9 protein-coding genes are annotated in these 11,198 nt (G+C 41.0%); 3 read left to right on the top strand and 6 right to left on the bottom strand.

Annotated features, from left to right (window positions below; translation table 11 throughout):
• The first annotated feature begins 154 nt into the window (after window positions 1-154).
• Together lysC and ACUN2T_RS02615 are read left to right on the top strand one after the other, a co-directional pair.
• Window positions 155-1,534: a lysine-sensitive aspartokinase 3 gene (gene lysC / locus ACUN2T_RS02620; protein ID WP_445496106.1), complete on the top strand. Its 1,380-nt coding sequence runs from the start codon at window positions 155-157 to the stop codon at window positions 1,532-1,534.
• A gap of 373 nt (window positions 1,535-1,907) precedes the next feature.
• The gene (locus ACUN2T_RS02615) at window positions 1,908-2,207 is read left to right on the top strand and encodes a hypothetical protein (RefSeq protein WP_445496105.1); all 300 of its coding nucleotides are present in this window, start codon (window positions 1,908-1,910) and stop codon (window positions 2,205-2,207) included.
• Window positions 2,208-2,319: 112 nt separating this feature from the next.
• Here ACUN2T_RS02615 and ACUN2T_RS02610 read toward each other — a convergent pair whose 3' ends face one another.
• The 6 genes from ACUN2T_RS02610 to ACUN2T_RS02585 all read right to left on the bottom strand — a co-directional run bounded on the left by ACUN2T_RS02610 (window position 2,320) and on the right by ACUN2T_RS02585 (window position 9,377).
• Window positions 2,320-3,357 carry a bifunctional lysylphosphatidylglycerol flippase/synthetase MprF gene (locus tag ACUN2T_RS02610; protein ID WP_445496104.1) on the bottom strand — a complete coding sequence of 346 codons (1,038 nt, stop codon included), beginning with the start codon at window positions 3,355-3,357 and terminating at the stop codon, window positions 2,320-2,322.
• Window positions 3,341-5,908 carry an aminotransferase class III-fold pyridoxal phosphate-dependent enzyme gene (locus tag ACUN2T_RS02605; RefSeq protein ID WP_445496103.1) on the bottom strand — a complete coding sequence of 856 codons (2,568 nt, stop codon included), beginning with the start codon at window positions 5,906-5,908 and terminating at the stop codon, window positions 3,341-3,343. Before ACUN2T_RS02605 ends, ACUN2T_RS02610 begins: the two co-directional genes overlap by 17 nt.
• Before the next feature lie 92 nt (window positions 5,909-6,000).
• Complete coding sequence (locus ACUN2T_RS02600; protein WP_445496101.1) at window positions 6,001-7,047, bottom strand: acyl-CoA dehydrogenase; 1,047 nt, start codon at window positions 7,045-7,047, stop codon at window positions 6,001-6,003.
• Window positions 7,048-7,097: 50 nt separating this feature from the next.
• On the bottom strand, window positions 7,098-7,994 hold the full coding sequence (locus tag ACUN2T_RS02595; RefSeq protein WP_445496099.1) for a hypothetical protein: 897 nt from the start codon (window positions 7,992-7,994) through the stop codon (window positions 7,098-7,100).
• 170 nt (window positions 7,995-8,164) lie between these two features.
• On the bottom strand, window positions 8,165-8,548 hold the full coding sequence (locus ACUN2T_RS02590) for a hypothetical protein (protein WP_445496098.1): 384 nt from the start codon (window positions 8,546-8,548) through the stop codon (window positions 8,165-8,167).
• Entirely contained in the window at window positions 8,541-9,377 is an 837-nt protein-coding gene (locus ACUN2T_RS02585; protein WP_445496097.1) for an alpha/beta fold hydrolase, read from the bottom strand. Before ACUN2T_RS02585 ends, ACUN2T_RS02590 begins: the two co-directional genes overlap by 8 nt.
• 860 nt (window positions 9,378-10,237) lie before the next feature.
• Between ACUN2T_RS02585 and iclR the strand changes: the two genes are divergently transcribed.
• Window positions 10,238-11,068, top strand: a complete 831-nt coding sequence (iclR, locus tag ACUN2T_RS02580; protein WP_445496096.1) for a glyoxylate bypass operon transcriptional repressor IclR — start codon at window positions 10,238-10,240, stop codon at window positions 11,066-11,068.
• Window positions 11,069-11,198 lie beyond the last annotated feature (130 nt).

The raw sequence follows: 11,198 nt of genomic DNA, 5'->3' as shown, positions 1-11,198 counted from the left end.
ATAAAAAATAGTTATTCTTCTCTACCATCCTCAATATCTTTTATGATTCTCCTATCATCATGAAAGATATTGATATAACCCCTCACTACGTTGACTCAAACCGGTTAACCCGATATTTCTAAAAGACTATCCAGTCAACATTAAGGTTATCGCAATGAGTTCTGTTTCATCCCTATTCCCGGAAACTGGCGGGTATGTCGTCGCAAAATTTGGTGGTACCAGCGTGGCAAATTTCGATGCCATGAATAACAGTGCAGATATCGTACTGGCAAATAAAGAAGTACGTGTTGTTGTGTTGTCTGCTTCTGCGGGTATGACTAACCTATTAATCGCACTGGCGGAAGGCTGCGATGCAGATAAACGGGCTGACTATCTGAAACAGATCCACACCATTCAATATACGATTGCTGATCGTTTGCACATATCTGATGCTATTCACCGGGAAATCAACCGTCTGCTGGAAAATATTAAAGCACTTTCTGAAACTGCATCGCTGGCAACGTCGGATGAACTGACAGATGAATTAGTCAGCCACGGAGAGCTGATGTCCACGCTGCTGTTTACCGAGTTGCTTCGCCAGCGTGGTACCAATGCCGAATGGTTTGATATTCGCAAAATTATGCGTACCGATGATCATTTTGGTCGTGCAGAACCAAACAACACACAGCTTCGAATACTCGCAACTAAACATCTCTTACCTCATCTGAAAAATACCCTGATTGTCACTCAAGGTTTCATTGGTCGTGAAGAGAAAGGCCGTACCACCACGCTGGGACGTGGTGGCAGTGACTATACTGCGGCACTGTTGGGGGAAACCCTGAATCTGAAACGTGTTGATATCTGGACAGATGTCCCAGGAATTTACACCACAGATCCGCGGACGGTTTCAGCGGCTCAACGAATTGATAAAATTGCCTTTGATGAAGCGGCGGAAATGGCAACATTTGGCGCTAAAATCCTGCACCCGGCAACACTGTTACCGGCTATTCGCTGTGGTATTCCGGTATTTGTTGGCTCCAGTAAAAATCCCCAGGCCGGCGGTACGCTGGTTTGCGATACGATAGAAACACCACCCCGGTTCCGGGCTATCACCCTGCGCCGGCAACAAACATTACTGACATTGCACAGTCTGAAAATGCTACACGCACAGGGATTTTTGGCTGAAATATTTACCATCCTGTCACGTCATAACATCTCTGTGGATCTGATCACGACGTCTGAGGTGAATGTGGCATTAACACTTGACACTACCGGTTCCACCAGCACAAATGGCAATTTGCTGACCAATGCACTGATGACTGAGCTTTCAACGCTGTGCAGGGTTGATGTGGAAGAAGATTTGGCACTGGTAGCGATTATTGGTAATCAACTTTCTCAAACCAGTGGATTAGGAAAACAGGTTTTTAGTGCGCTGGAAAGATTCAATCTCCGTATGATCAGTCACGGTGCCAGCAACCATAACCTATGCCTGCTTGTCCAAGGCAACGATGCAGAGCACATTGTTCAAACGCTTCATCAGTGTTTATTTGAGTGAGTGAATATAGTTTCGTAGACCTTGATATCCCTCTCAGCCAAAAGACTGAGGGGGCATATTATGTTAAAAAATCAATAAATATCGTCTAAAGTGGGTCGGTAATAATTCAAGTCAATTTTAAGTGAGAAAAAACAAGATGATTTACTTGGTTATTTTATGTTAATTTTTCCATTTATCCTATCACCCAACAGCTGATAATAAAACACAAGATAATATTATTATTACATTTATATTGATCTCTTATAAATTTACATTCCAAAAATAAAATAACTCTTCCTTATTTCAATATTTAACATTGGAACCCTCCTCCTACTAAGATAAATTAAAATTACCTTATACATCATAAAAAACAAGTTAAAAACAGGAATAAAAAATGAAAGAAAATATAGAATTAACTCCCCCATATAAAAACGCCACAGGAATAATATTATCGTTAGAATCAGGAACAGGAAACCCCTATCCCAATAATACAGAAATTAAAGTTAAACAAAATAATGACCAACAATCTAAATTTTATTTAGATTGGAATCTGGACGTGAACATGAATATTGGTTTATCCATAATATATAACACGTTACTATCTTCATTTCAGCAAAAAAATAAGGTAACAATAACTTATGAAGAGAAAAATAACTTTAGATATATACGCTCAGTGAAAATAATTTCATCATAGAAAATAGACCAATATAAAAATAACCATTAACCATGACAGGTGATCAGCTCGGTATTTTAGCCCCCTCATTGATCACCTGTTACCCAACATTAAAAGAAAACTTCTTATAACATCAAATACTATTGGTCGTCCGCAATGTTGACCATAATGCTTTCATGGCCTTTCCCTTGGGGAAAGCGATATATTCCGGTTCAATTAACGACGGCCGCCAGCTCATTTTATATTGACGTTGCGAAGCGGCAGGATAAACAATGCCGCCTTTTGATGACAACCATTTGGCAACTTTATGAAAGATTGCCGAATCATTGAAGTTCCTCTCCTCACCAAACTCCACCAATGGGGTGAAACCTAAATGAAGGTAGGAAACTGTCCCCTCTTCCAGGAAGTCATTAATCGCGGTTTCATTAATAAACTGCATAGTGCCGTCGGGTATGTCCGGTTTCTTTCGGGATAGATTATGAAACCACCCCGATGTCTCCCCCCAAGTGTAACTATAGACGATATATGCCTGAATCTGTTCTCCCCGAGTTGCAATATAGACTCTGTGCTCACCTGAATTCACTTCTACGGTGTTGAAATCAATCACCAGTTTTTTCAGGGCCTTAGCATGTTTTTCTTTCAACCAAAGCTGATTAATCTGTTCTAGTTGTGGTTTCAGCCGATAATATTCCTCTGGCGAGCTTATCTCACGAACAGAAATTCCTGCCCTTCTGGATTTGCTGATTTTATTTCTAAGCTGCTGAAACCGCTTGCCTGTCATGCTATATCCATTAAGGTTCAGTGAATAACTGGCCCCAAGCTGGTTCACAGAAAAGCCATTGTTCTTCAACAACACAAAGTCACTCTCATCACCGTGCAGAAAAACTGGGAAAGCCCGTTTTTCTCTGATGAAATTGAGAAATAACTGCAAAAGTGCCGCGCGTTCCTCGTCAGGTGCCAAGATACCACCAACACACATATGCAAGTTTTTGTCTTGGAAGAAACCAATCGCTCCCTTCTGATTCGTAAACCACTGTGTTTCACTATTGAACAACAGGCTACTCAACGGGTGCTTTGCATAGCAGAGCACCTTTCTAAGATGACTGTTGTCAAGAACATCATGAGCGTTCCGGGTGGTAATAACCTGGGGAACATCAGGCAACATACTCATAACGTTCACCTTGATTCTTCGGAGCATACTGGACCGGGATAAACCCATGTTTCCTTGCGATATCCCGGATAGCCAATGCGTCATTGTAATCAATAGACTTACCGATGCTTTGATGAACACTTACCTGCTCAAGCGCCACAGCAATAGTTTCCGACAAGCAAGCCAAATTGACCCCCGCTGGAACATCGATCAAATTGCAATCGCTGTAAGTGACTTTCTCAGGCTGATAGACCAAACCACCTTCATAAACGTGATGGTTACCATCACGAATGAAATCGAATGGTCTGGCCGCATCAAAAACAATGGCGGAATCTTTCAAGTAATGCGTATTCAAGAAAGGCTTGCCTTCACTGGTTGCTGAGACGATAAAGTCAGCCTGACTCAAAGATTGTTCATAACTCTCTATCGCTTCCAAACCAAAGGTGTCAATAACCTCAAGGGCTTGCTGATGCAATACACGGGCATCGGTAACACCGGGATTTTGTTTAAAAATCCATTTTCTCATCTTATCCATGACAGAATCCGGTTGGATAATATCGTGAGTTTTTAACACCGTGGAGAGAAGTGCCTTAGTCAGTTCAGAAAGCAAAATGCGTGCTTTATTCGGGCGGCTAACCAGAATAATCCGGCCAAAGTTATGGGCTAAACCAGTAACGGAAAGCCGGCCGACAGAACCTCTGGCACCCACTACCGCCAACGTTTGCTGGGACCCATTTTCAGCCAACATTGAGCGAATCCCCTCAACCACCGCCATCGCCGTCAGAGAGTTGCCGTTAGTCACTATCCGGCCCTGCCGATTATTCACCACGCTGTTACCCCCATCAGTAATCACCGATGTATAAGCGCCTAATCCGACTATTTCAGCACCATTTTTCTCTGCTATATCAAGATATTCCTTCATTAACACCGTCCGTTCTCTTACCGACAATGCCATCATATCTTCGGGACTGATAGGTGAGAAAAGAAGCATACCGTTAGCATATGCCGTTGGACTTTCGACGCCAAACTCAACCGCGATATCAGGATTGAAATCAATCGCGGAAACTTCCGTGATCCAGTTACCGAGCTGTTTCTGTTGCTCCGGTGTGTAATTCTCCTTTATTGACAGACAATAGGAATGCGCAAGCTCATTGACCGAAGTCGTATGAATCAGGAAAGCGAATTTCTTCCCCTCAATCAATTGCGGTACAGGCGCTTTAATCTGAGCAACATGGCTGTTTCTTGAGATTGGATAACTGACCGACGGTGGCGGGAGATCCGCAACAGATAGGTCTATCAAGTGTGAAAACAGAATGTCATATCGCCCATTCTGGACCAGTTTACAGACCTCGTCAAAAGCCATGAAAAATGCCTTAATATCTTCTTTGGCAATGTTAAGCGGCGGTTCAAAACGTACAGAACAAGGACGGGACATTAATGGCATGGTGAAAATGCCATAGTGTTTCAATAAGAAACTACAAATAATGTAAGCCAGACCACCGCTTCGTTGGCTAAAATTGATAAATATGTTGGAAACAGCTTTACTGTCCTGTATTTCAAGACCACGCATCAAGCCGGCACCTTGCCAGTAAAAAAGCGCCGGGTATTTAGCAGACAATTGTTCAAGACATTGATCAACATAACTGCTGACTTCCTGAACATGCATTAACGCCTTACCATCATCTTTCGTCAGATGCTGGATGACCGCAATCCCCATCGTCGCTGCCAGAACATTATTGGCAAACGTGGAGCTGTGTTTCTTGTCGAACTCGGAAACATAAAGTTCATCTGAATACAACATTGCACCAATAGGCGAGATACCCGCACCCAACGCCTTAGAAAACAGGATCACATCCGGTTTCAGGGAGTAAAGCGTGGCCGCACAGAATGCCCCCAATCTGCCAATGCCAGTCTGAACTTCATCAAATACTGATAACGTGCCATTAGCCTTACACAGTTGCAAAATACTGGAGAGCGTATCCGATGGAATCACTTTCATTCCACCTTCTCCCTGTACCGGCTCAATGATAAATGCGGCAAATTCCCGACTTTCCAGCTTTGTTTTTATTTCATCCAAGTTTTCGCTATCAACATGTTCATACAGCTTATCATCGTAAATGAAATCAGCTTTAAACCGATTTGAGCCTGTAGCGGATAATGCCGAGTAGGTTTTACCGTGGAAACTGCGATTCAAACTTAAAATACTTTTTCTGCCCGTTACCAAGCGTGCAAACTTAATCGCCGCTTCTACCGTCTCAGCACCACTGTTAGTAAAAGTACAGTGGGTATATTTTTCCTTATCTATTTGCTCTGCCAGCATTTCAGCCAATAACCGTACCTTTTTGTGAATATTGGGCTGAAAAAAGATAGGTTCTTTATTTTCAATGAACTTGCTGACTTCGGTGATAGCGAAATCAGGATTATGCCCAAATGGTAATGCACCATATTGAGCCAAAAAGTCTTTAACAACCCGGCCATCCGATAATGTTAGCCGGTTATTTTCAGCAGACTTAATATCCAGTTCAAGGCCCACAGAGTTTAATAAACTCTCACGATATTGATTAACAAACATAGTTCTCTCTCTCTTTTTTTTAGGTGCACAAAGTCATGCTGTAAACAGCATGGGAAAATTCTTGAGTTATAAATAGGTGATCTAAAAAGCCATTAATCTTGCTGCATTATTTGGTTAATCATCTGAAATTCCCCCATAGGATGAAATTTGAATAACTGTATAACGGAATAGAAACTCATAATTTCTGGTGTTGTCATCACCTTAATCCCACCGCAACATCGGAAGATGAAATTGGCGGTCTCTTCAAGGATCTTTTCCAAGGTATAACGTAACGCGAGGATCTTATAGACGGCATTTTCATCCTGACTAGCATAAAAAGCTATCATCAGCATCTGATCAAGAATAACATTAATCTTATAATCAGCTTGGGTCAGGGTGTATTTAATCGACTGCTGTTCTGCGACTTTCTCAGGAATAAAACGAGCAAGCCCATCCAAAACGCCAGAGTAAGTATTAGCGGCAAAATAATTAAATAGTGATAAACCGTAGGAAAGAATTGTTTGCTGCTCAATCCCCTTATAATGAGAAAGACGTTCTGAGGAAACTTCAGTATCCAAAAATTTCACTTCTTGATTATCGCTTTCAGTAAAAATCCCCAGTCGCCAGAAAGGAATAACCTTAATACTCTGCACCGATTTAGAAACCAACGCGACTCTCATTTCATTGTCATTATCTGTGTCGCAGACCGATAATACGTAATAATCAGCAATCGAAGACAGAGAACAGGGTTTCTTCGAACCATTAACAAATAGTTTTCCTCCTTTAGAATGCATTTTAAGTGATGGCATAAAAATATTCGCTCCAGGCAATCCTTCTGCAAAAGCAGAAGCAACCAACGCTTTTGACGCCATCACTTCATTCAATAATGTGTTGTTATCTTCGAATATATCGGGAAACTTACTGCAAGCCAGTACAATATGATTATGCATGGTTAAGGCAATACCGACAGAGGGAAGCCATGAAGAGACTTCACGAACAGTCTTACCCACCTGATCCAGCCCCTCGGGGCTGGATTGAGCCACCAAACGTAGGCATTGTGAAGCGGCCCCAGAATTCAGCAACAATCTTTTCAACCTATCAGGCGTCAAATGCTGATATTTCCCGCTATTTTTCCTGAGATCTTCAACAATATCTGTCATTTTCAACTCTCCTTTGCTTATTCAAACAACCCACTGAATAAGCCTGATATCTACACTAAGCCCATGTACTCAAGGCGGGATTGTTGCATCTGCTCCACCAGAGAATGAGACAGCTCAAGGCGAGATTCCACTGTAGAATCGGACAACAACATCCCAGGCACCAACTCATAGCCTTCAATAAAGCGCAAATTGCTCTGCATACCCCGTTGATAGAACATTTCGCGCTCCACAAACAGGTCATCAACAGAGACCTGATTCCATAACGCCAATCCTTCTTCTATACACTCAAGAGCCGGTTGCTTTAGCGAGCTGTCATTTTCGAGCGCCATTTTGACAATGTTTGCACACACAGTCAGATGCCTTAATTCATCGGCGTTAGCTCTGGCCTGAGTCTCAGCGGCAGCAATATCAAAAGGACGCCATTTGATCTCGCTGAGTTCTGAAGTTGGTGCCAGCACACCTTCCAGAACAACAGTAATGATCAGCACACCGGCGATATAGTCATTTTTCAATACCACCCACTTGTCAAAATAGGTTCTCAATGTCTCCAGCATATGGGTCATTTTTCCCCGTAAGAGGCTTTCCATTTTTCCGGCTACATTGTCGATATCCGCGAAACCTATTCTAACCAGATGTTCCCTGAATAATTTGGCATGTCTACCTTCGTCAAATATCTGGGTCAGCATATAATCAAAGTTGATATTGTCAGGTGCCTTATCTGCAAGCAGCAGCAATGCTTTAGTCGCTTCATATTCTGAAATCGATTTGAAAGAAAGCTCCCTGATCAGAGACTCCCGCAAATCACCCGGTAAATAGGCTAGTTTAGGATCATTGGCATAATTGGTTTTTTGTCTTTTTTCAACCGCTACCTGTTCAGTAAACCATTCACCCAATCCCCAATCCTTTGCCTGCATTTCTATTTCCGATGCCTGTTTAATTAAACTCATGATATAAGCTCCTATTTAGATGGAGTCTCTCTATACCCTATGGATTTCAAGATGCATCGCGGCGGCAAGGGAGCGAATCCCCGAGAGCATAGATAACTATGTGACCGGGGTGAGTGAGCGCAGCCAACAAAGAGACAACTTGAAAGATAACGGGTATATAATGTTTCATTTTAATGAACAGTTGGCTGCTTAAATACATTAATAGATAATTTAGGAAAATTTCCCAGTACGCCCCGATCCAAGCAAATATGGACAAATAACGCAATAACACTGTAATTATCCTGAAATAACCAGAGCCAGAGCAAAGTAATCATACTAAGCGTGAATAAATTGTGGCAAGTATTATAAACAATATAAAAAACAGGTGGAGGAACCTCTTTCTTATTCAGCAAGCTCCAGATCCGCCCGGGGTAATAGCCGATAATATCAATCAGAAAAAATAACACAATAAATTGCCACCAATTGATATAACTCTCAAGCTGCCAGGTCAGAAATAAACTGATGAAAAACAACCCCAGAAATTCCCAACGCAGAATTTTCAATGTATTAATCATTTCTATTCTCCACCATTTCTCTCTTCATGATTGCAATAATGTCTTCTGGCTGTTTAATCCAGACACTATGAGGATTCCCTTTGAGACCCAAGGTTATTTCACTCACTTTTGCGTGAGGTATAAGACTTGCTAATGATTGAGTGGATTTTAACGGTGCCCAATTATCTTCTTTGAAACAAATATAAACTGCTTTGGATAAATTCTTATTCCTTTTACCCTTATAAGCACTGACATGACCATAATCCCCTGTCCAGACAGTCCTAGACCAATCACGCATCAACCCCTTAGCTTCTCTTATACCAAAACCAATCTTTTTCCCAGGGAGATAACCATATAACGCAGTCAAAATGTTAAAAATAACAGCAGCCTTTATCATCTGTATCCTCCCCATTCCCTGCCAATTCTTATACCACACGCTCCCGGTTGCCACACAAAACAGAGAAAAAGGCCGGTCAGTTGAGCAGGCAAAAAGCGTCGCAATATGCCCTCCAAGGCTGTGACCAAAAACAATAGGAATTTCCTTGCTATTTAATTGGACAGCTTTGTCCAACATTGCCGGAAGATAATCCCGCAGTAGATCGGAATAGTTATAATCATTCTTCCGGCAGGGTTTAGGTTGGTTGTCTCCATAACCTGGCATATCAGCAGTCACAACCTGAAAACCCTCTTTTACCAGTTGTTGTATCAGCGTTTCATATTTCCTGATTTCCACACCAATAGCCGGTAACAATACAATAACCCTGCTATTACTATCTCCCTGATAAACCTTATAATTACAGAGAAAATTGCCAGCCACGTTAAAACTATTATCTGCAATATTATTGTTCATATCTACCTCTTTGGGCTATTGATGGTTTTTAAATTTATTATTAACTAATAAAAAGCCCCTTATACTTTCTTAGTAACAGGCCCTCGATAAATCAAGAAACATATCTTATTTTCCAAATTATTTGCTGGAATAATTATTTTACACCCCATGAATAATTTAATTTCAAATATAAATCATATCATTAAGACATTAATATAATTAATTACCAACTAATAACAATACCAATCCTGAATATATTAAATATATATAACTAACTTTTTCAGCGAAAAATAACTATATATAGAAAAATAAACAGTTAATAATGAAGACAAATGATCTTAATTGATAAAATACATAAAAAAATTAACTTTATTCATGTTCCAATTAAACAATATATCCAGAAATAATTTCTGGACATTATCTTTACACAATAAATTTAATATTATATTTTCACTAAAACAAACTATTAATTACTTACATTATCTCTTGATAATATTTACACAATAACATTATTAAATATCATAAATTATACATTTCCCTACTCTTTAATTCATGAAATTAACCAGCTATTCTAATATCTTATTTTTATGGCTAGCTTTAATGATAGCCATTAATTTTATAGGACTCAGCACCATTCTATTCAGCGTTATTGTTGCAAACCGTTTTTATAATAAATAGTGAACACGGACAGCGCACAGAAACCGGAGCTACACGGAGTACGTTGAATCACGCTGAACCAGTCACGTTAGCCTCCATGATAAATTTTTTCAGATCTCAATGACAGGTAGCATTCTCCACACATCGGATGAGTGTTTTTGGGGTTTATCGTCCATAATAAGAAATGAAAATGAATTCCATCTTATTATTCAGAGGGTATTTCGATGAGCACTGCCGTTACCAGTAAAAAAACAAAACGGACTAAGATTACGACGAATAATGCCGCTGCTAACGGGCAAGTACAGTCATTAAGTCGGGGGCTTAATCTTTTGGAATCTATTTCCGAGTCTCCCGGTGGTATCGCGCTAACTGATTTAGCACAACAAGCCGGATTACCCAACTCCACCACTCACCGCCTTCTAACGACCCTGCAACAGCACGGTTTTGTCCGCCAGATTGGCGATTTAGGGTTGTGGGTTATCGGTTCACATACTTTTATTGTCGGCAGCAGTTTCTTGCAGAGCCGCAATCTATTGGCACTTATTCACCCTATCCTTCGCCGCCTGATGGAAGATTCCGGTGAAACCGTCAATCTGGCTATTCTTGATCACAGTGAATATGAGGCGGTTATTGTCGACCAAGTGCAGTGTAATGCTCTGATGAGAATGTCCGCACCTATCGGTGGCAAGTTACCCATGCACGCTTCTGGGGCAGGAAAGGCATTCCTTTCAACGCTATTAGATAACCAACTGGTTCAGTTACTGCATAAAAAAGGGCTTCATGCTTACACGCAACATACCAAGACAACCCCTTCAGGTTTAAAAGAAAATCTGGAACAAGCACGCAAACAAGGGTATTCATTCGATGATGAAGAACATGCTTTGGGTCTGCGCTGTATTGCCGCCTGTATTTATGATGAACATCACGAAGCCTTTGCCGCTATTTCTATTTCCGGCCCGGTATCTCGGATCACCGATGATCGCGTCACTGAACTTGGCGCCTTGGTTATCCGTGCAGCAAAAGAGATCAGTAAAGAATATGGCGGAATTCGTTAATTTTTCCCGATAATCATAGCCTTCACAGGGCATTGGTTTTGTTGTGCCCTGACTTTTCAGTCCAATAAATTCAACTTAATTTATAATATCCCTGAAAACATTATCGGTAATATAACAGAATAATAACGAA

The organism is Photorhabdus machadonis, from assembly GCF_052657765.1.
The sequence above is the reverse complement of the archived record's forward strand: the minus strand, read 5'-3'. Positions and strand labels throughout refer to the sequence as shown.

Bases quoted from the DNA above. Each gene is read 5' to 3' on its own strand.
- lysC (WP_445496106.1), top strand. From the start codon at position 155: ATGAGTTCTGTTTCATCCCTATTCCCGGAAACTGGCGGGTATGTCGTC.
- ACUN2T_RS02615 (WP_445496105.1), top strand. From the start codon at position 1,908: ATGAAAGAAAATATAGAATTAACTCCCCCATATAAAAACGCCACAGGA.
- ACUN2T_RS02610 (WP_445496104.1), bottom strand. From the start codon at position 3,357: ATGAGTATGTTGCCTGATGTTCCCCAGGTTATTACCACCCGGAACGCT.
- ACUN2T_RS02605 (WP_445496103.1), bottom strand. From the start codon at position 5,908: ATGTTTGTTAATCAATATCGTGAGAGTTTATTAAACTCTGTGGGCCTT.
- ACUN2T_RS02600 (WP_445496101.1), bottom strand. From the start codon at position 7,047: ATGACAGATATTGTTGAAGATCTCAGGAAAAATAGCGGGAAATATCAG.
- ACUN2T_RS02595 (WP_445496099.1), bottom strand. From the start codon at position 7,994: ATGAGTTTAATTAAACAGGCATCGGAAATAGAAATGCAGGCAAAGGAT.
- ACUN2T_RS02590 (WP_445496098.1), bottom strand. From the start codon at position 8,548: ATGATTAATACATTGAAAATTCTGCGTTGGGAATTTCTGGGGTTGTTT.
- ACUN2T_RS02585 (WP_445496097.1), bottom strand. From the start codon at position 9,377: ATGAACAATAATATTGCAGATAATAGTTTTAACGTGGCTGGCAATTTT.
- iclR (WP_445496096.1), top strand. From the start codon at position 10,238: ATGAGCACTGCCGTTACCAGTAAAAAAACAAAACGGACTAAGATTACG.